Here is a 19,734-nt window from a genome sequence, read left to right as displayed (position 1 = left end):
ACCCATCATGCACCCGATGCCTCTCCCCCCGTCCGCTCCCCCTCAGCGCCCTGCGCCTGCGGCGTCGGGCATCACCAGGGCCCGGTTCCGCCGGCTCGCGGGCGCGCTGCCGCTGCTCGCCGCGCTCGTCGCCGCGCCATCGAGCGCCGCCGCCCAGGGCCTGCCGCAGGGCTACACGACCGACGAGCCTTCCGCCGCCGGTGAGACCGCGGCTTCACGGCCCGCCGAGACCCGGCCGGTCCAGGCCGAGGTCGGCGTGAGCGCCGAGATCGCGGTGGACGACTACGAGGACACCGACCCGAGCGCCCTGGTCGAGTTCCAGGAGCCGCTCGCCCCGTACGGCACCTGGATCGACGACGCGAGCTACGGCCGGGTCTGGGTGCCTTCCGCGGTCGTGGTCGGCCCGGGCTTCGCGCCCTACCAGACCGCGGGCCGCTGGGAGCTGACCGACGACGGCGAGTGGCTGTGGGTCAGCGATTACGAGTGGGGTCACATCCCCTTCCACTACGGCCGCTGGGTCTGGCTCCCCGTCCACGGCTGGGCCTGGATCCCGGGGCGCGCCTACGCCCCGGCGTGGGTGGTCTGGCGCGTCGGCGACGACGGCTACATCGGCTGGGCCCCGATGCCGCCCACCTATACCTGGAGCAGCGGCGTCGCGGTGTCGCTGTGGACGGTGCCCCCGGCGGCGTACGTCTTCTGCCCGACGACCTACGTGTTCCACCACCACGTCCACCGGCACGTCATCCGGGATCGCGAGGTCGTCCGGCGCATCGCCGCGCATTCGCACCCCTACAGGCCGGCGCGGCCGACCGTGAGCCGGACCGGGCGCGACGACGTCCGCCCGGACGGCAGGCGGGGGGCGGGGCACTCCAGCCCGTCCCACGGCATCCGTCCTGGCAGCTACCGCCCCGCATCACCCTCGCTCGCCGAGGCCCGCGTCCCCTCGTCGGCAGCGCCGAAGGTCCGCGGCAAGGCGGATCCCCGCGCCCTCGCGTATGCGCGCAAGAGCACGACACCGAGCGCGCGGCTCGCGCCCCCGTCGTCGCGTCGCATCTCGGCGCCCCCGGCGCCGGCGGGCGCTCGGCGGGCGGCGCCGTCGCTGCGCACGCCGAGGTCGCACGACGACGCGCCGGCCTCCGTCGCTAGGCCCGGCCTTCCGGGGCGGGGCTTCTCTGGCGCGGACGCGCCGCACCGCGCCTCGAGGGCGACCGTCGCGCCCCCGTCGGCTGCGCCGGCCCCGCCGCCGCGGGCGCTCCCGGCGCCGCGCGTCGACACCACGCCACGCATCGCCCCCTCGCCGCGCGTTGCCCCCTCACCGCGCGTCGTCACCGCGCCGCCCGCGCCCCGCGTCGACGCCTCGCCGTCCGCCCCGCGCGCCGTCCCGCAGCGGTCGGCGCCGGCGCCGGCACCGCAGCTGAGCGCGCCGGTCGCGAGGCCGCGCGCCCTCCCGAGCGCGCCGGCCCCGCGCCCCAGGATCCACATCCCGTCGGGCCCGGCTCCGGGGAGGGCGGCGCCGACGCCGCCGGCCCGTCCGCGGTCGAGATAGCGATTGGTCCACGTCTTGCGACGTCCACGGGCAGGAGCAGATGCGATGACGTTTTCCGCTGACTTCGTGAAGCTTCGTTCACTGGGACTGTGGTCGTTCCTTCTCGTCGCCGCGCCCCTCGCTTCGTCCGGCTGCATCATCGTCGACGAGGACGGCCACCACGGGGGCCACCAGCACGACGATGGGGACGGCTGGGAGGACGACGACGACCACAACGAGCCTCCGCCGCCCGCGGACGAGCCGATGCTCGTCGCCATCGACACGGACGCCGCCCTGAGCAGCGAGCCGGGCGAGGGGGTCGGCATCTTCGTCGAGTACGCGGCCGGCGGGACGTGGCGGCTCTGGACGACCTGCGACACGAACAGCTCCAAGGTCGTCTGCAGCTTCGACCTCTACGCCTCGGTGGACACGTCGTCCGAGCTGTTCGACATCGTGGGCACCGACCTCGAGAAGTCGGACGCGACGCGCCTCGCCGACGACGGCATCGCGTACCTCCACGCCGAGACCGGCTCGGACATCGACGCGATGACGTTCACCACGACCGAGGGCGCCATCGTCCGGCTGGAGGCGTACCTCGACGGCGTTCAGGAGCCTCGCTACGTGTACTGGTTCGGCGACGGCGTCCTGCATGAGGGCGCGCCGACGAACCCGATCGATTTCGAGCCGACCTCGCCCTGAGGGCGCGGGGGCCGACCTCGCGCCTGGAGCGGCCTTCGTTCGGGTTCAGTGCAGGCGTCTTCCGTGGTTCGTCATCTCGTCTCGTCTCGTCTCGTCTCTCGTCCCCGTCTCTCGTCTCCGTCTCTCGTCCCCGTCTCTCGTCCCCATCTCTCGTCCCCGTCTCTCGTCTCCGTCTCTCGTCCCCGTGCGCGTGCGCGTGCGCGCTGACTCCGGGGAATCGCGCACGCGCACGCGCACGATGGACGCGCACGGAAGACGGAAGACGGAAGACGGGAGACGGGAGACGGGAGACGGAAGACGGAAGACGGGAGACGGGAGACGGGAGACGGAAGACGGAAGACGGGGACGAGAGACGACTCACCGCGCGGCGGGAGGAGCACGGGCAGCAGGGACGCGGGCCGGTCAGGGCGTCTTCTTCGGCTGGATCGGATGCCCCTCGACGTCCCACGCCTCCGGCTCGCCGAGGCCGATCGCCTGGAGCTGCGGCAAGATCTCCTGCCGCGGGCCCACGATCACGAGGGTCGCCCCCTTCGGATCCACCGCCCTCGCCAGCTCCGCGAGGCCGGCGAGCGTCGCCTGCTGCCGCGCCTGGCTCGCGGCGCCGTCGAACGTCTCCGGCAACGAGAGCCTCGCCAGCGTGCCGAGGCGCAGCGCGGTGCGGTTCACCGTCTCGTAGGCGGAGACGAGGTCCGCCCGGTCCTGCGCCTGCACCTTCGCCAGCTCGTCCCGGGTCAGCCCGGAGTCCGCCATCTTGGCAAGCTCGGCGAGCATCTCCTTCAGGGCGGGTCCGGTCGCCTCGGCGACCACGGACGCCCGCGCGACGAAGGCGCCCGGCCGCTTCGTCTCGCTGAACGCCGACGCGGCCCCGTAAGACCAGCCGTGATCCTCGCGCAGGTTCTGGTTCAGGCGCGACGTGAACGAGCCGCCGAGCGCGGTGTTGACCAGCTGCAGCAGCGGCCGCCGCGGATCGCTCGCGGCGACCCCCTCCCGCACGACCGCGATCACCGACTGCGGCGCCCCCGGGCGGTCGACGAGCACGAGGCGCGGCGGCTTCCAGGCCGGGGCCGCGGCGTGCGCGGCCGGCGCGCCCTTGTCGGCCGGCGCGGCGCCCGCCGGCGCGCCCTTGCCGGACCAGGCCCCGAGGTCGCGCGCGATCGCCTGCATCACCTCGTCCCGGGTGATGTCGCCGACCACGGAGATCACCGCGCGATCGGGGCGCCACGCCGCCTTGTAGAACGCCTTGACGGCCGGGAGCCCGATCGACTTGGCGTCCGCGAGCAGGCCCTCGACGGGGTGCCCGTACGGCGTGCCCGGCCCGTAGAGCGCGGCGGTCGAGACCAGCGCCGAGACCCGCGTCGGGTCGTCGCCGCGCTTGCGGAGGTCGTTCTGCCAGAGCTCGCTGACGCGCTTCCACTCCTTCGCCTCGAAGCGCGGGCGCGCGACGACGTCGGCGAGGAGCGAGAACGCCTTGTCGAAGTTCTTCTTCAGCACGGAGAGCGTCGCGACGCTGCCGTCGGCGCGCGCCCCGACCGAGACCGTCGCGCCGAGATCGTTGATCGCGCTGGACAGCTCCACCGCGCTGCGCTGCCCCGCGCCCTCGTCGAGCATGTCGGCCGTGATGTGGGCGAGGCCCGCGGCGCCCTTCGGATCGTCCGCCGACCCCGACGCGACGGCGACGGACACCGCCACGATCGGCAGCGTGTGGCGCTCGAGGAGCCACACCTTGATGCCGTTCGGCCCGTCGAGCACCACGGGCGCGGGCGGCGTGAACGGCTGCGGCTTGGGCAGCTCCGGCTTGGGCCCGAGCGGGTCCGCGGGCTGGGCGGCCGCGGCCGGGGGCGCCTTCTGCGGCGCCTCCGCCCGTGCCGGGGACTGCGCCGGCGCCTTCGGCTCGCAGCCGACGGCCGCGGCGACCAGCGCGATCAGGGCGCCTGCGTTCCTCGCTCTCATTTCGTCACCGCCTTCTTCGTCTCGTCGCTGCCCTTCTTCGCCTCGTCGCTGCCCTTCGGCACGACCCGCAGGATCACCCGCGCGTTCGGGTCCAGCGTGCTCTTCGCGACGGCCTGCAGCGACGCCGCGGTCGCGTCGCGGTAGCGCTTCAGATCCTGCTCCACGAACCCGGGCTGGCCCGTCCACGTCTCGTACCGGTTGAGCATCGAGGCCCGGCCGGCGACCGACTCGAGCGCCGTCACGAAGGCGGTCTCGTACTGGTTCTTGGCCCGGTCGAGCTCCTCGCGGCTCAGGCTCTCGTCGCGCACGCGGGCGAGCTCGGCGTCGATGGCGGCCTCGAGCTTCTCGAGCGGCACGCCCGGCCGCGCGATCGCCTCGACGGTGAACGTCGAGCCGAGATCGCCGGAGCTCTGCAGGGCGCTCACCTCCTGGGCGAGCGCCTTGTCGTAGACGAGGGCCTTGTACAGGCGGCTCGCCTTGCCCTGCTCGAGCGCCGTGGCGAGCAGATCGAGCTCGGCGTCGCCCGGCGCGAAGCGCGCGGGGCTGTGCCAGGCCATGACCACCTTGGGGAGGTTCACGTTGTCCTCGATCGTCTGGCGCACGACGCCGCTCAGCTTCACCGGCGGCGGCGCGGTCACCGCGGGGACCGGCCGCCCCGGGATGCCGCCGAAGTACCGCGCGATGGTGTCGCGCGCCTTCTGCGGATCGAAGTCGCCCGCCACGACCAGGGAGACGTTGTTCGGCACGTACCACCGCCGGAAGAACGCGGTCACGTCGTCGACCGTCGCGGCCTGGAGGTCCTCGTGCGAGCCGATCACCGGGTGATGGTAGGGGTGCCCTTTCGGGTACATCAGCGAGGGCAGGAGGAGCTCGACCTTGCCGTAGGGCTCGTTCTCGCTGGTCTGGCGGCGCTCGTTCCTCACGACGTCGCGCTGCGTGTTGAGCTTCGCGATGTCCATGCTGTCGGCGAGCGACGCGAAACGGTCGGCCTCGAGCCAGAGCAGGAGCGGCAGCGCGTGGGCCGGCGCGACCTCGTGGTAGTCGGTGCGGTCCTCGCTGGTCCACGCGTTGTTCCAGCCGCCTTCGGCTTCCATCCACGCGTCGAACTGCTTCGTGGGGACGCGGCGCGTGCCCATGAACATGAGGTGCTCGAACAGGTGCGCGAAGCCGGTGCGCCCTGGCTCCTCGAACCGCGAGCCGACCTTGACCATGAGGTTCAGGGCGACCATCGGCAGCGCGTGATCCTCGTGCAGGATCACGGTGAGGCCGTTCTCGAGGGCGTACTTGGTGAAGGGGACGTCGAGCTTGGGCGAGGGGGAGGCGGCGGTCGGCGCTCCCGGCGCGGGCTTCGGAGCGGCGGCCTCGGGCGGCGCGGCCGGGGCGGCCTTCGGCCCGGAGACAGAGAAGGCGGCGGCCACGGCGGCCAGGATCGGCCCCGTGGAGCGCGGGAGCGGCGGGTGACGCGCGCGGGTCTGCATGGGCCCGAGGGTTGCGCCGGTCCCAGGCGGGACGCAAGCGGCCGGGAGCACCGAGGGCGAGATGCGGCCGGCGAGGGTGCCGTTGTCAAGTTGTCACGGAAAACGGACGCACGGCGGAAGCGGAAGGAAAGCGCGGCGCGGGCGCGGGACAGCCGGGCTCACGAAGGCGGAGCGCCGGCCGGGCTCGCGGGCGCTGCGGGCGGAGGTACGGCCCCGGGCCGGTGGTCGATCGGCTTGCTCCCCGCGGCCTTGCGGGCCTTCTCCCGCCGCGATGCAGCGCGGCGGCGCCGCTCGTAGGCGCTCGTGACCTCGCGGACGATCTCCGGATGGCGACGGAAGACGTGCGCCGCCGTCTTCCGGATGGCGCCGACGCGCTCGAGCATGAGGTGCAGGAGCTGATTGCGGATCGTGGTCGCGGCGGCCGAGGTGGCGCGTTCGGGGATCGCCTCCAGCGTTCGCCGTTGCAGGTCTTCCGCGAGCTTCCGGGCCTCGGCGATGAGGCGGACGTCGAACTCCTCGTCGGCCTCGACCAGGCGGTCCTCGAGCGACTCCGCGAGCCCCGCGTAATCGCGGAGCGCCTGGGAGAGGGCGCTGGAGCGCTGGCCATCCTGCGCGTGGAACTCCTTGAGGCGCGCGAGCTGCGCGTCGGCGGGCTCGTCGACGTCATCGTCGAGCAGGAACTCGAGCGCCGACTCGAGCTCATCGACCAAGAACCGGGCGCGCTCTCCGAGGTCGGTCACTGCGGGGTCGATGATGAGGAGCAGCCGCGTCTGCGCCTCCTGCACGGCGTGGACGATGGAGAGCAGTTCCTCGCTGCTCGAAGCGGGCAGTCGGCTCTTGACGCGCTTGAGGCCCGGGCGCTCGCCGTCGGGCTCCCAATACTTCTTCACGAACGCCGCGGCGGCGACCGCCTCGCGCACGGCGACGTCGTACGGCAGGCTCAGCGGGTTGTCGGTCCGCGCCTGCTCGGCGGCGGCCTTGACCCAGCGATCGTAATCCTTCCCCTTCTTTGCCATGACGATTCCTCGACCCCTCCTCCTGCGGTTCGCGGCCCTGCGGGCGCGGCGCGGAGCGGCAAAGATGAGCTCGCTCGAAGGGGTGTCCAGAGTCGACGCACGATCTGGACGCGCGTGGGAGGGTGCCGGAGGGGAGAGGTGGCGGTGGGATGTCCTGATGGCCGGGTAGCGTGTCCTGATGGCGGGGTGGCGTGTCCTGATGGCCGGGTGGCGTGTCCTGGTGGCCGGGTGGCGTGTCCTGGTGGCCGGGTGGCGTGTCCTGATGGTCACGCAGGGCGCGGCGGCCTCGCTCGTGGCCTCTCGTCTCATTTCCAAATCATCCGCGCCTCCTGCCCGGAATCCACAACGAGAGCACCTCGGGCGGCACAGGGCCGGTCGAGGGTCGAGGTGGAGCGCTGGGGCAGCCGGGCGCAGCGGCCTCTCTCGCTGCGTGCGCCCACGTGGAGATCGGTGGAATGGGTCAGTACGACATCGCCTTGCGGCACATCGCGCTGCGCTGCGGCGACGAGCTCGCTCGGGGTCTGACGCTCGCATTCGCGGTCGACTCGGTCTCGTGGGTCGAGACGCAGTTGACCGCGCTGGAGCGCAGGATCGACCGGGTCCTCGAGCTCCGCGGCGGCGGTGAGCGACGCCTGGTGCAGCTGGAGTTCATCGTCGCGCCGGGCAATGACCTCGCTCTGCGCATGTTCGAGTACGCGGTCCTGCTCGTGCTCTCGCTCCGGGCCGCGGTCGACCCGGGCCGGGGCGACGGCGCCATTCCCCCGGTGGAGAGCGTGGCCGTCCTCCTCAGCGGGCGCGCGGCTCCGTGGCCGCTGGAGGGGCAGTTCCGCACGAACTGGCCCGAGAGCGAGCGCTTCTGCGGACAGAGCTTCCGCATCGAGGCTGTCTACCAACGCAAGGTGGCCGAGCTGATGGCGCGACCGGGCGTGTTCTGGCTCGTCTTCACGCCTCTGGCCGTGGACGCAACGGAGGGCTCCATCCGGCAGGTGGTCCAGGAGATCCGCCGCCGCGAGCCTCGCGACGAGCAGCGCGCGGAGCTGTATGCCGTGATGCAGGTGCTGGCGGAGCTGGCCCCCTGGGGGGCACACTTGGCACAAGGAGATCGGGATGCGAGTACAGGAGCTGGATCAGCAGTCGATCCTGGCGAGCGAAACCCTGCGGGAGGTGTTCGAGCAGGGTATCGAGAAGGGCATGGAGCAGGGCGTCGAGAAGGGCCGCAGACAGGGTATCGAGGAGATGCTGCGGGGCGTGCTCGCGCGCCGGCTGCGCCGCGAGCTGAACGCCGCGGAGCAGGCCGCCGTGGCCAACAGGGCGAGCACGCTCGGCGATTCCCAGGCGGCTGCCGCCGTGTTCGAGCTGGACACCGAGGCCCTGCTGGCCTGGTTGCTCGGCCCCGACGCGGAGTGAGCGCGGGCCTCCGCGGCCGGCGGCGCTGAGCAGGTGGGCTTCCCTCCCGAACGACCGGTGCTCGATGCGCGGCCGACGACGTGCGGCACCCCCGTCTGGGCGGTCGAGACCAGCAGCTACTCCCGCGGCACCCAGCGCGACAGGACGACCCCCGGGATCGACGCGGCGAAGGCGATCACGAAGAACACCGTGAACCCCACGCTGGCGGCGAGGTAGCCGCTCACGCTGCCGGCGAACGTCGCCGAGACCGACATCAGCGCCGACCCGATCGCGAAGTGCGACGACTTGTACCCGTCCACGCAGCGCCGCATCAGGAACACCACGAGCACCGCCGTGCCGATCCCGGCGGCGAGCTGCTCGAGCGTGACGAGCGCGACGATCCACGGGAGCGTCGGCCGCAGCCACGCGAGCGCCACGTAGAGCAGGATCGCCAGGCTCTGCAGGAGCGCGATGGGGAAGATCGTGCGCGCGAGCCCCCACCGCTTGATGAGCACACCGCCGAGGGTCGAGCCGGCGATCGAGGCGATCGTGCCGACGCCGGCCACGTTGCCGCGCGCCGCCGTGTCGAGGCCGAGGTCCTTCAGCAGCGGCGACGACATGGCGAACATGAGCGCGTCCCCCGCCCGGTAGCAGAGGATGAACGCGAGGCTCGACGCGATCCGGGGCTGGCGCAGGAACACACGGAACGGCTCGACGTACCGCCGCAGCCCGGCGGCTCCCGGCGCCGCCGCCCCGGATGCCGTGACGCCGGGCGCCGACGCCGCGCCTGGCGCCGCTCCGGATGCCGTGGCGCCGGGCGCGGGCGCCGCCGCCGGGCGCGGCAGCCCCGCCGCATGCGCGCCCGCGAGCAGCGCGAGCGCGGCCGCCGCCACGGCGAACGACGCGCCGAAGGACGCCCAGCCCGCGAACGCGACAAGGAGCGCGCCCGCGAGCAGCGCCAGCCGGTACGCCCCGACCCGCAGCCCCGAGAACGCCGCCTGCGCGTCCTTGTCGAGCGCCTGCAGATAGAAGCCGTCGACCGCGATGTCGTGCGTCGCCGCCGCGACGGCGACCAGCCCGAACAGCGCCGCGACGAGCCCGAGCGCGCCGCTCTCCGCCGTCGCGGCGAGGCCGAGGAGGATCACCGCGAGCGCGATCTCGGCCCCCACGAGCCAGCGCCGCGCGCTGCCGTGGAGGTCGACCAGCGGGCTCCAGAGGAACTTGAGGTTCCACGGGAGCCCGTAGAGCGACACGAGGCCGATGATCTGGAGGCTCGCCCCCGCCGCCGTGAAGAACTCCCCCGCCACCTTGTGCGCGATCGCGTAGGGCAAGCCCTCGGCGAAGTAGGTCGACGAGATCCACAGACCCCGGCTCGCCGCTCGCTCCGCCGCCGCGCCGGACGCCGCCGCCGCGCCGGACGCCGCCGCCGCGCCGGACGTCACCGCCACGCCGGACGTCACCGCCACGCCGGACGCCGCCGCCACGCCGGACGTCACTGCGGGGGCGCCGCGCCTCGCGGCCTCCGCGCCCTGCTCGGACAGCGCGGCGCGCGCCGGGGCAGCGGTCTCGACGGACTTGTGGGATGTGACGGCAGCCTCCACGCCTTCTCCGCACCCTTACACGAAGCGCCCCGGGGCGGAGCAAGTTCCAGGGCGCTCGGGGGCGCAGACCACCGCGCCGAACCGTGCGCGACCGCGCGGAACCGCGCCGACGCCGGCGCGAGGGAAGCAGCGGACTCCATTGCGAGCGACGCTGTGGTATCGGTCCGGCATCTGGTTTAACGGTGAACTGCATGCGACGGGCTCGCGCTCCCTCGGTGTCCCCCTGCCGTAACGGCCGCGACGCCGATCGTGGCGCCGCGCGTCCGGACGGCCGACACGCCGATCGTGGCGCCGCGCGTCCGGACGGCCGCGCGGCCGCCCCGGCGCGCACGGCCGTCGCGCCGACCTGCCCATCTCCGGGACTTCCGAGGGAGCGAGCGTGAACGAGTACACCCGGCGCGAGGAGGTCCGCGCCACCTTCATCGCCTCGGCCATCCTCGTCCTGTGCATCGCCGTGGCGGTCCTCCGCCTCGTGACCGTGGAGGGCAGGCTCGTCCCCGACCCGGCCGCGCGGCGGCAGGCCGAGGAGTCCGAGGCCCGCATCGCCCCCGCGCGCGCGTGCGCCCTCGCCGGCGAGAAGCTCATCGTCGAGATCGACCTGTTCAAGAAGGCCGCGAAATCCGCGCGCATGCCCGCCCCGGGCGAGGAGCCCCCGGCGCCGCCGCCGGTCACGAAGACGCGCGCGCCGCGCAACACGCCGCTGCCGAAGCCCAAGGAGCCGGACAAGCAGGGCGCCTGGGCGTCCGCCCAGCCGCTCTACAAGCAGGTCAAGACCCTCGCCGGCTGCCGCGAGGCGACCGAGGCGCTCCTCGGGGCGCGCGTGAGCGCGATCCCCGCCTGGGACGCCATCGTCAAGGCGGCCGCGATCACGCCGCCGGGCACCGCCGAGGCCGAGCAGTTCGAGGCGGCGAAGCAGCTGCTCTCGCTCCTCGCCGACATCCCCGCCGACAAGGTCGCGCAGGCCACGAAGGACGCCGAGGCCGCCTACAAGGCGAACGCCGAGCGCGACCGGGAGCGCGCGCTCACCGCGATGGTCCGCGAGCCGCTCCCCCAGGGCGTCTTCTCCCGGCGCGTGGCGGTGAGCGTCGGCGTCGGGCTGACCGTCTGCGCCCTGCTCATCAGCTACCTCGGCGTGCGCGCCGCCTCGATGCGCCGCCTCGCGACGCTGCTGCCGCTGCGCGACGCCGTCCGCAGCGGGCGCCCCGGCATGCAGGCCGCGGAGATCCTGAAGACCGCCGCCGCGCACAACAGCGGCGAGCCCGGCATCGTCATCGGCGCGGCCATCGGCGGGCTCTCCGCCGCGCTCCTCGCGCCGAAGGACGCCGACCTCTTCGTCGCGGGCGTCATGGCCGGCCTCCTCATCGGCCTCGGCGGGCAGTGGGCCTTCCGCCTCGCCCTCGGGGCGAGCCGCTGGCGCGCCCGCGCCACCGAGCTCGCCGAGGTCGAGAAGCCCGCCATCCCGATCGTGCTCGTCCTGAGCGGCGTGAAACCCGGCCTCGAGCCGGAGTTCATCCAGTTCCTCCGCTCGCTGCCGCCCGCCGACGCCGCCGCGGCGGTCGAGAAGCTCGCCTCGCAGGCCGAGGAGCGCATCCTCGCCGCCGCCGACGCCGGCGCGGCCTTCCCCCAGGGGAAGCCGCCGCCGGGGTGACGCTCGCCCGAGCAGGGCGCCCCGCCCGCCGCCCGCGCCGCCGCCGGACACCGCGCGCCGTCGCGGCGGACGGCACCGCGGCGGCGCCGCTGCACCGATCGCTCGATCCACACGCGGTTCCATGGAATGGAGGCCCACCCGACATGAAAACTCCTCTGCAGGCCCGCCGGCCCCCCGGGCGATGGGCGCTTCTCTCGCTGCTCGCCGCCACCTGGTGGCTCGCCGCGCCCCCTGCAGCGGCGCAGGACCCGGCCGCCGCGAACGCCGGCGCGCCCCCGGAGCCTCCGCCGGCCGCGCAGGCCGCCCCGCCGGCCGGTGCGGCCCAGGAAGACGGCGCCGCACAGGACGACGGCGCGCCCCAGGACGGCGCGCCCCAGGACGGCGCCGGCGCCCCGCCCTCCGGCGGGGGCGGCGCAGCCCCGGAATCCGGCCCGCGCGCCGATCGCAGCCCGGCGCGGCGCGACCGGCCGGGAGCGACCAGCAGCCGCGCCACCCCCTCGAAGAAGCGCCGCGGCGACATCAACCCCTGCATGACGCCCGATCCGGGCTGGGGCGTCTACGACCGGTGGTCCCGCGCGCCCTCGATCGGGCAGATGATCATGCCCCACAAGGGCGGGGTCACGAAGCGCGGCGGCTTCGACGTCATCATCCACTTCCACGGCCACGAGGCGCTCCGGAAGGAGTTCGTGAAGACGGCCGACGGCGCCGTCCTCGTCGGCATCGACCTCGGCATCGGCTCGGGCGCGTACTCGAGCGCGTTCTCGGCGCCCTACGTCTTCGAGAACCTGCTCGACAGCATCGAGCGCGCGGTGGCGAAGAAGACCGGCAAGAAGAAGGTCTACATCCGGAAGCTCGGCCTCTCGGCCTGGAGCGCGGGCTACGGCGCCATCGAGCAGATCCTGCGCCAGCCCGCCGGCAAGCGGGTCGACGCGCTCGTGCTGCTCGACTCGCTGCACGCCGGGTACGCCGACGAGCACCAGCGCAAGCTCAAGGTCGCGCAGATCGAGCCGTTCATCGCGTTCGCGCGGCGCGCCGCGGCGGGCGAGGCGTTCATGTTCATGAGCCACTCCTCCATCCTGCCGCCCGGCTACGCGTCGACCGCGGAGACGGCGAGCTTCATCGTGCAGCAGCTGCGGGGCAAGCCGCGCGGCTCCTCGCGCCGCGACGTGCTCGGCCTCGACATGATCCGACGCTTCGACCGCGGCGACTTCCACCTCCGCGGGTACACCGGCGACGACAAGCCCGACCACTGCGCCCACCTCGGCCTGATGGCGGACGTCATGCGGGTCCACCTCAAGCCGCGGTGGAAGACGCCGCAAGGGCGGCGCTAGATGGGCGGCATCGGCGTCATCATCAACCCCCGCTCGCGCCAGAACCTGAGCGATCCCCGCGCGGCCGTCCGGCTCGCGCGCGCGCTCGGCGACCACGGCGTCGTCCGCACCGCGCGCACCCGCGAGGACCTCGCCCGGATCGCGGAGGACTTCAGGAAGCTCTCCATCGACGTGCTCGGCATCTCCGGGGGCGACGGCACGAACCACGTCACCATCACCGGCTTCCTCGACGTCTACGAGGACGAGCCGCTGCCGCCGATCGCGTTCCTGCGCGGCGGGACGATGAACACCGTGGCCAACGCCGTCGGCGTGCCCCGCGGGCGCCCCGACGGCCTGCTCGCCGGGCTCATCGCCCGCTACACCGACCGCGGCCGGCACCCGCTGCGCTGGGTCGAGCGCCACGTGATGCACATCGGCGCCCACTACGGCTTCATCTTCGGCACCGGCTGCGTCCACGGGTTCATCGCCGAGTACAACCGCAGCGAGGAGCGGAACGCGATCTGGGCCGCGAAGGTCCTCGCCCGCGCGAGCGCCGCCGTGCTCCTCAAGACCGACACCCAGGTCGCCGCGCGCTGGGAGGGCCGCGTCCACTTCGACGACGGCTCGGCCTTCCCGGACCGCGACTACCTCGCCGTCGCCGCCGGCACCGTCGACCAGATCGGCCTCGGGTTCCGCCCGTTCCATCGCTACGACGAGCGCCCCGAGAGCTTCCACATGCTGGGCATCCACACCTCCGCCCTCGGCTTCGTGCGGAAGCTGCGCGACATCTGGCGGGCGCAGCCGATGGGAGAGGCGCACACCTTCGAGAAGATCGCGCAGCGCGCGGTGCTCGAGGCGCGCTCCGGTGTGGTCCGCTACGTGTGCGATGGGGACGTGCACGAGCACGTCGGCCCGCTCACGGTGCGCATCGGCCCGCGGGTAAAAATCCTCGTGGAGCACAAGACCGGGCACCGCCCTGTCGCCAGTCGGCGCACATCGCACGAGGTGTACGCCCGCGGCGCCCACGGCGAGCGCGCGCGCCGCGCGCGTTGATCGAGCGCCCTGCGGCGAGCGCGCGCTCGCCGCGCGCGCAACGGCCGCGCGAGACCATGGCTGTAGGAGACCGGCAAAGTTAGAATACCCTCGCTCCATGTCGCCGCGCTCAACCTCCGCGCCCGCACCCTCGACGGGATCGACGCTGCGGGCTGATGGCGTGAGCCGCCCCTCGTCGTCGTCCGCGGCCTTCCCGCGCGGCAGCGCCCCCGACGCGGGCGACCCGGAGCTGCTCGATCCGGAGTCGCTCGATCCTTCGCTCCTGTCGTCGCTCCGGCAGGTCGGCGCGCCGTCGCCCGGCCCGGCGCGGTCGACGCGGCGCATCTACCGCGAGGGCGACGTGATCGGCGGCAAGTACCGGCTGCGCTACGTCCTCGGCGAAGGCGGCATGGGGATGGTGTGGCTGGCCCACAACGACGTGCTGAACATCGACGTCGCGCTCAAGTTCATCCGGCGCGAGGTCACGTCGACCGAGGCGACGCTGCGCCTCCAGCAGGAGGCGCGCGCCGCGGCACGGATCGATCACCCCTCGATCGTCCGGGTGCTCGACTTCGGGGAGTCCGATCACCGCGATCCGTACATCGTGATGGAGGTCCTCCGCGGCGAGCAGCTGGTCGAGGCGATCGAGCGCCGGAAGCGCTTCTCGCCCGCGGCCGCGCTCCGCATCCTGCTGCCGATCGCGAGCGCCCTCGCCGCGGCGCACGACCGCAGGATCGTCCACCGCGACCTCAAGCCCGAGAACATCTTCCTCGTGAAGAACGATCGCGGCGACGTCATCCCCAAGATCGTCGACTTCGGCATCGCCAAGGTGTGGAGCGAGACCGCGGGCGGCGACGTGACCAAGGCGGGCACGGTGCTCGGCAGCCCCGACTACATGTCGCCCGAGCAGGCCCGCGGCATCACCGACGTCGACGGGCAGACCGACGTCTGGGCGTTCTCGGTGGTGCTCTACGAGACGCTCACGGGGCAGCGGCCGTTCCTCGGCGGCAACTACCACGACCTCGTGGCCGCCATCCTCGTGAAGGATCCGGTGCCGATCACCGACCTCGGCGTCGGCGACGCGGCGCTGTGGAGCATCATCGAGCGCGGGCTCGCCAAGGAGCGCGCCGGGCGGTGGCGGACGATGCGCGACATGGGCGTGGCGCTCGCGCGGTGGGCCACCGAGAACGGGGTCGAGGAGGACGTGACCGGGACGTCGCTCGCCGTGCACTGGCTGAGCGACGGCGGCCAGCGGCGCCTCTCGGAGCGGCCGGCCGCGCGCCCGCCGCGCAGCGGCCCGGACGTGGAGACGATCGCGCGCGAGGAGCGCGAGGAGATCGCGCTGCCGCCCTCGGGCCGGCGGCGCTCCGCCATCGTCGCGCTGGCGGCGGTCGCGGCCGTCGTCGCCATCGGCCTCGCGCTGTTCACCCTGCGCGGCGTGACCGCGCGCGACGGCGGCGCCGATCCGCCCCCGGCCGCGACGTCCGCCGCGCCGCGCGATCTGCCCTCGCCCGCCGCCGCCGCCGCGCCGACGACGGCCGGGCAAGACGCCGGGAACCTGGCCCACCCCGCGCCGGCGCGCTCGGCCGGAGCGCCGGCGGCCGCCGGCGAGCCGCGCCGCGAGCCGACGGACGGCGGCGCCGGCCCCTCGGCGTCGCCTCGGAACGCGGGCGCCCGGCGGAGCGCCGCCCCGCGGACGACCTCGAAGACCCCTTCCGCCGCCCTGCCGGTCCCGGCTCGGCCGAACTTCTGAAGCCGCGATGCCGATGAACGTGAGGCCCGCTCGCGGAGCGCGACATCGCGAGCCCACGCTCGGCGCGCGATGGCCGCTGCTGCTCGCCCTCGCCGTGCTCACCGGCGCCTGCTCGCTGCTCGCGGACAGCGCCCTCTCCGACAAGCCCTCCGAGGGCGGCGCCGGCGCGCCGGGCAGCACGTCGACCGGCGGCTGCGCGCCGGACTGCCCGGCGGACGCGTGCTGCGGCGGGGCGTGCGTCGACCTGAGCCAGGACCCAGGGCACTGCGGCGCCTGCGGCAACGCCTGCGGCGCCGGCGAGTCGTGCTGCGACGGCGAGTGCACGAGCGTGCTGAACGATCCGTCGAACTGCGGCGCCTGCGGCGCGGCGTGCCCGAACACGCTCTGCGTGGGCGGCCACTGCTCGTCCGAGTGCGTCTTCGGCTTCGACAACTGCGACGGGAACATCGTCACGAACGGCTGCGAGGTCGATCTCACGAGCGATCCCGAGCGCTGCGGCGGCTGCTCCCTCCGCTGCCCCTCGGGCGCGATCTGCGACGAGGGGGAGTGCGCCTGCGCGCCGCCGCTCCTCGACTGCGACGGCCTCTCCGACACGGGGTGCGAGACCGACGGCTCGTCGAACCCCGCGCACTGCGGCGCCTGCGGCGTCACCTGCGGGCCGAACATGGAGTGCCAGGCGGGCGTGTGCGGGTGCCAGGCGGGGTACGCCGACTGCAACATGGCGCCCGACGACGGCTGCGAGGCCTCGCTCGGCACGACCGAGAGCTGCAGGGCGTGCGGCGACGCCTGCTCGGACGGCATGGCCTGCGACCTGATCGGCGGCTGCGCCTGCACCAACGGGCTCCTCGACTGCGACGGCCTGCCCGGCTGCGAGTCGATCGTCACCGACCCGGCGACCTGCGGCGCCTGCGGCGTGCAGTGCCCGGCGGACACGCCGCGCTGCGACGGCACGGCGTGCGTGGTCACCTGCGCCCCGGGCCTCACCGCGTGCGGCCTCTCATGCGTCGACACGCAGACCAGCCCGCGCCACTGCGGCGCGTGCGGCGTGGTCGCGGGGCCTCACCAGCACTGCGAGGCCGGCGCGCTGGCCTGCGACGCGGACTTCGCCGACTGCGACCCGAGCGCGCCGGGCTGCGAGTCCGATCTCGCCCGGAGCACGCAGCACTGCGGCGCGTGCGGCAACGCCTGCAAGCCGGGCGCCGCGTGCGTCGCCGGCGTGTGCGCGTGCGGCGGGTTCACGCCGCACGACTGCGGCGCAGACTGCCGCGCCTGCTGCTCGGACGCGGACTGCTCGGACGGCGACGGCTGCACCACCGACGTGTGCGAAGCCGGCGGCACGGCGTGCCGGCGCACGGGCTGCGCCGCCGGAGAGCAGTGCTGCAGCCTCGTCGCGTGCCGCCAGTGCTGCACCAGCGCCGACTGCAGCGGCGACGAGATCTGCTCCGGCGGGGCCTGCATCCCGCCCTGCGGCTCCGGCCTCGTGGCGTGCGACGGGGCGTGCGTCAGCCTGAGCTCGGTCGAGCACTGCGGCGCGTGCGGCAACGCCTGCCTGAGCGGCCGCGAGTGCCGCGACGGCGAGTGCACGCCCCCGCGGGTCGTCATGGCGGCGGCGGGCGCGCCCATGCCGCGGCAGATGGCCGCGGCGGCCTGGATCGGGGACGCGCTCTTCGTGTGGGGCGGCCGCACGGCGAACAGGGACGTGAACGACGGGGGGCTCTACGATCCGGCGCGCGACGCGTGGTCGCCGCTGGGCATCGAGGGCGCCCCCTCGGCCCGCGTGCTCGCCGGCGCGGCGTGGACGGGCTCCCGGGTGCTCGTGTGGGGCGGCGGCGCGTTCGGGAGCACGGCGGGCCTGGCCACCGGCGCCGCCTACGACCCGGCGGCGCGGACCTGGCGCGCGATGAGCACCACGAACGCCCCCACGGCGCGGCGGTCGCCGATCGCCGTGTGGACCGGCACGCGCCTCCTGATCTGGGGCGGCGCCGCGGGCGGCGCGCCGGTGGGCGGCGGCGCGCTCTACGATCCGGTCGCCGACGCATGGTCGCCCGTCTCCAGCGTGGGCGCGGCTCCGGCGCGGGACGGCGTCGCGTGGGCGTGGTCGGGCGCGGAGCTCTACCTGTTCGGCGGGCGCGCCGGCGACTCGACCACGGGCGACGGGTACGCCTACAACCCCACGACGGACGCGTGGCGGGCGCTGCCCAGCGCGGGCGCGCCGAGCCCGCGGGCCGACGCGTTCGCGGTCTGGATCGGAAGCCGGCTGCTCGTCTGGGGCGGCGTGGACAAGGGCGATCGCGACCTCGGCGACGGCGCGATCTACGACCCGGCGGCCGGCGCGTGGGCCGCGGTCGACGACAAGGACGCCCCCTCGCGGCGCAGCCGCAGCGAGCGGCGCACGGGCTGGACCGCGTGGACCGGCACGCGCGCGCTCATCGCGGGCGGGCGGAGCGATTCGATGCCCAAGAAGGACGGGAAGCTGTACGATCCCGCGGCAGGGTGGGGCGCGAGCGTGGCGGTGGCGAACAGGCAGCACAGCTACGGCGTGGGGGTCTGGACGGGGACCGAGCTCATCCTGTGGTCCGGGTTCGACGGGTTCTCGCTGCTCGCCGACGGGGAGCGGTTCAGGCCGTGACGCCGCGGCGGACGCGGGCCCTCGCCGGCCCCCTCGCGCTCTTCATCGCCGCGGCGGGGCTCCTCGCGGCGCCCGCGCCCGCCGCGGCGCAGAGCGCGGCCGACGTCGCGGTCGCGCGCGAGATCTTCATCGAGGGCTCCGAGTTCGCCAAGCAGGGCCGCTGGGAGGAGGCGCGGGAGCGGTACGAGCGCTCGCTCGCGATCAAGCGCGCGCCGATCACGCTCTACAGCCTCGGGGTGGCGCAGCAGCAGACCGGCCAGCTCGTCGAGGCGCTGGAGAGCTTCCGCGCGTTCCTCGTCGAGCCGTCCGCGCCGGCGACGAAGGAGTACGAGAAGCTCGCGCGGCAGGCGGTGCAGGAGCTCGAGCGCCACGTCGCCGGGCTCGATCTGAGGCTCTCGCCGGACGGCGTCGCGGGCGTGGTGGTGAAGATCGACGGCGTCGAGGTGCCCGCGGCGGCGCTCGATCGCCCTCGGCCGGTCAACCCGGGGAACCACGTGGTCACCGTGAGCGCGCCGGGCTACCGGGAGGCGCGGCGGAGCGTCGCCGCGGCGCCGGGGAGCCGCGTCGTCGTCATGCTGACCCTGGAGCGCGACGCCCCCGCGCCGGGCGCGTCCACCCCGGGCGCCTCCGCCGGGCCGCGGGCGCCTTCGGCGGAGGCGCTGCCGGGCGGCGCGGCGCCCCGCGCGGCGCACGGCGCCGCGCCCGACGCAGCGACGGTCCGCGTCGTGCCGATCGTGCTGCTCGCCGGCGGCTTGACCACGGTCGCGGCCGGCGTGGCGATCGGCCTGCTCGGCGTCGCGAGCGCGTCGGACGCGCCGACGCGGGACGGGGACGCGGCCGACGCCGCGCGGGCCCAGGCGCTCGCCGGCGACATCGTCGCGGGCGCCGGCCTCCTCGCGGCGGGCGCCGGCGTGCTCGTGCTGGTCCTCGACCGCGGCCCCACCGGCGCCCCGCGGAAGCAGGCCTCGCCGCGCGCCGCCGTCGGCCCGCTCCGCCTCACCGTGCGCTTCTGATCGGCCCGCGGGGGCCGGTCGCTACGCCGTCGGCATCTCGCCGCGGTCGAGGCTCACCACCACGAACGCGCCGTAGTTCAGCACCGTGAGCGAGTCCTCGTCGAGGATGAGCACGCGGACGCACTGGGGCGGGGAGGGCGCGAGCAGGTCGGCGTAGGGGTCGAACGGCGCCTCGTCCGTGGGCGGCAGGACGGCGTGCAGGAACGCGTGGAGCCGCGCCCGGTGGCCGAGGATGACGCTCGCGGCCGGCGGGTCCGCGCCGCCGGCCGCGGCGCTGCGGAAGAGCAGCCGGCGCGCCGCCGGGGACACGACCAGGATCGCCGCGTCGGTCACCTCGAGCTCGCTGCACGTGCACAGCTGCTCCACGCGATCGCTCACGGCGTCCTCCACCGTCTGGAACAGCCGCAGCCGCCGCCGCTGTCCCTCGGTGAGCCCCGGCTCCTCGAGGTAGGTCTCGAGGCTGCACCCGTGCATGTTCCGCCCGCCCCCGTAGCTCATGCCGCCCGTCGTGGCGCAGTCTACTCGCCCGCCTTTGCCAGCCGGGTCGGACAGCCGCCACGCCTCCCCGCATGGGCGTTCATGCACGGGATTAGCCAACGCCCCCTGCGCCGCTCCGGGGCGCGGCGCGGTCGCCAAGCTCTCCAGGCCCGGCGCGGCGGCGCGCGCCCGCGCGGCGCGGCGGCGCGCGCCCGCG

At 74.7% G+C, this 19,734-nt stretch carries 15 protein-coding genes and 1 pseudogene; 9 read left to right on the top strand and 7 right to left on the bottom strand.

Features of this window, described 5'->3' with window-relative positions; all coding sequences use genetic code 11:
• Positions 1–7 precede the first annotated feature (7 nt).
• The gene (locus WME98_RS36830) at positions 8–1,546 is read left to right on the top strand and encodes a DUF6600 domain-containing protein (RefSeq protein WP_437946331.1); all 1,539 of its coding nucleotides are present in this window, start codon (positions 8–10) and stop codon (positions 1,544–1,546) included.
• Between the two features lie 45 nt (positions 1,547–1,591).
• On the top strand, positions 1,592–2,224 hold the full coding sequence (locus WME98_RS36825) for a hypothetical protein (RefSeq protein ID WP_437946329.1): 633 nt from the start codon (positions 1,592–1,594) through the stop codon (positions 2,222–2,224).
• Between the two features lie 248 nt (positions 2,225–2,472).
• On the opposite strand, the pseudogene WME98_RS36820 reads toward WME98_RS36825, so the two are convergent.
• From WME98_RS36820 to WME98_RS36800, 5 genes and pseudogenes are all read right to left on the bottom strand, one after another.
• A pseudogene (locus WME98_RS36820) lies at positions 2,473–2,580 on the bottom strand (hypothetical protein); the annotation flags it as partial.
• Between the two features lie 46 nt (positions 2,581–2,626).
• A complete protein-coding gene (locus WME98_RS36815) occupies positions 2,627–4,174 on the bottom strand; it encodes a M16 family metallopeptidase (RefSeq protein ID WP_437946328.1) in 1,548 nt (515 codons plus the stop codon).
• On the bottom strand, positions 4,171–5,652 hold the full coding sequence (locus WME98_RS36810) for a M16 family metallopeptidase (protein WP_437946327.1): 1,482 nt from the start codon (positions 5,650–5,652) through the stop codon (positions 4,171–4,173). The genes WME98_RS36815 and WME98_RS36810 overlap by 4 nt, the downstream gene beginning before the upstream one ends.
• Positions 5,653–5,810: 158 nt before the next feature.
• Complete coding sequence (locus WME98_RS36805; RefSeq protein WP_437946326.1) at positions 5,811–6,668, bottom strand: hypothetical protein; 858 nt, start codon at positions 6,666–6,668, stop codon at positions 5,811–5,813.
• A gap of 305 nt (positions 6,669–6,973) precedes the next feature.
• Positions 6,974–7,561 (bottom strand): hypothetical protein, encoded by a 588-nt coding sequence (locus WME98_RS36800; RefSeq protein ID WP_437946325.1) that lies wholly within the window; start codon positions 7,559–7,561, stop codon positions 6,974–6,976.
• A 214-nt stretch (positions 7,562–7,775) separates the two neighbouring features.
• Between WME98_RS36800 and WME98_RS36795 the strand changes: the two genes are divergently transcribed.
• A complete protein-coding gene (locus WME98_RS36795) occupies positions 7,776–8,075 on the top strand; it encodes a hypothetical protein (RefSeq protein ID WP_437946324.1) in 300 nt (99 codons plus the stop codon).
• Between the two features lie 116 nt (positions 8,076–8,191).
• Here WME98_RS36795 and WME98_RS36790 read toward each other — a convergent pair whose 3' ends face one another.
• Positions 8,192–9,655: an MFS transporter gene (locus tag WME98_RS36790; protein ID WP_437946322.1), complete on the bottom strand. Its 1,464-nt coding sequence runs from the start codon at positions 9,653–9,655 to the stop codon at positions 8,192–8,194.
• 379 nt (positions 9,656–10,034) lie between these two features.
• Between WME98_RS36790 and WME98_RS36785 the strand changes: the two genes are divergently transcribed.
• The 6 genes from WME98_RS36785 (at position 10,035) to WME98_RS36760 (ending at position 19,040) form a co-directional block, all read left to right on the top strand.
• Entirely contained in the window at positions 10,035–11,303 is a 1,269-nt protein-coding gene (locus WME98_RS36785) for a hypothetical protein (protein ID WP_437337305.1), read from the top strand.
• A gap of 143 nt (positions 11,304–11,446) precedes the next feature.
• Positions 11,447–12,634 (top strand): hypothetical protein, encoded by a 1,188-nt coding sequence (locus WME98_RS36780; protein WP_437946321.1) that lies wholly within the window; start codon positions 11,447–11,449, stop codon positions 12,632–12,634.
• The gene (locus WME98_RS36775; protein ID WP_061623127.1) at positions 12,635–13,666 is read left to right on the top strand and encodes a diacylglycerol/lipid kinase family protein; all 1,032 of its coding nucleotides are present in this window, start codon (positions 12,635–12,637) and stop codon (positions 13,664–13,666) included.
• A gap of 160 nt (positions 13,667–13,826) precedes the next feature.
• On the top strand, positions 13,827–15,398 hold the full coding sequence (locus tag WME98_RS36770) for a serine/threonine-protein kinase (RefSeq protein WP_437946320.1): 1,572 nt from the start codon (positions 13,827–13,829) through the stop codon (positions 15,396–15,398).
• A 13-nt stretch (positions 15,399–15,411) separates the two neighbouring features.
• Positions 15,412–18,027: a Kelch repeat-containing protein gene (locus WME98_RS36765; RefSeq protein ID WP_437946318.1), complete on the top strand. Its 2,616-nt coding sequence runs from the start codon at positions 15,412–15,414 to the stop codon at positions 18,025–18,027.
• Positions 18,024–19,040: a PEGA domain-containing protein gene (locus WME98_RS36760; protein ID WP_437946316.1), complete on the top strand. Its 1,017-nt coding sequence runs from the start codon at positions 18,024–18,026 to the stop codon at positions 19,038–19,040. Before WME98_RS36765 ends, WME98_RS36760 begins: the two co-directional genes overlap by 4 nt.
• A gap of 21 nt (positions 19,041–19,061) precedes the next feature.
• Here WME98_RS36760 and WME98_RS36755 read toward each other — a convergent pair whose 3' ends face one another.
• Positions 19,062–19,625, bottom strand: coding sequence for a hypothetical protein (locus WME98_RS36755; protein WP_437946315.1), 564 nt, complete (start codon positions 19,623–19,625; stop codon positions 19,062–19,064).
• Positions 19,626–19,734: the final 109 nt, after the last annotated feature.

Origin of the sequence: Sorangium sp. So ce296, from assembly GCF_051529605.1 — a bacterium.
Lineage (GTDB): Bacteria > Myxococcota_A > Polyangia > Polyangiales > Polyangiaceae > Sorangium > Sorangium cellulosum_D.
The sequence above is the reverse complement of the archived record's forward strand: the minus strand, read 5'-3'. Positions and strand labels throughout refer to the sequence as shown.

Excerpts from the sequence above, each read along its gene's own strand:
- WME98_RS36830 (WP_437946331.1), top strand. The coding sequence starts at position 8 with ATGCACCCGATGCCTCTCCCCCCGTCCGCTCCCCCTCAGCGCCCTGCG.
- WME98_RS36825 (WP_437946329.1), top strand. The coding sequence starts at position 1,592 with ATGACGTTTTCCGCTGACTTCGTGAAGCTTCGTTCACTGGGACTGTGG.
- WME98_RS36815 (WP_437946328.1), bottom strand. The coding sequence starts at position 4,174 with ATGAGAGCGAGGAACGCAGGCGCCCTGATCGCGCTGGTCGCCGCGGCC.
- WME98_RS36810 (WP_437946327.1), bottom strand. The coding sequence starts at position 5,652 with ATGCAGACCCGCGCGCGTCACCCGCCGCTCCCGCGCTCCACGGGGCCG.
- WME98_RS36805 (WP_437946326.1), bottom strand. The coding sequence starts at position 6,668 with ATGGCAAAGAAGGGGAAGGATTACGATCGCTGGGTCAAGGCCGCCGCC.
- WME98_RS36795 (WP_437946324.1), top strand. The coding sequence starts at position 7,776 with ATGCGAGTACAGGAGCTGGATCAGCAGTCGATCCTGGCGAGCGAAACC.
- WME98_RS36780 (WP_437946321.1), top strand. The coding sequence starts at position 11,447 with ATGAAAACTCCTCTGCAGGCCCGCCGGCCCCCCGGGCGATGGGCGCTT.
- WME98_RS36775 (WP_061623127.1), top strand. The coding sequence starts at position 12,635 with ATGGGCGGCATCGGCGTCATCATCAACCCCCGCTCGCGCCAGAACCTG.
- WME98_RS36765 (WP_437946318.1), top strand. The coding sequence starts at position 15,412 with ATGAACGTGAGGCCCGCTCGCGGAGCGCGACATCGCGAGCCCACGCTC.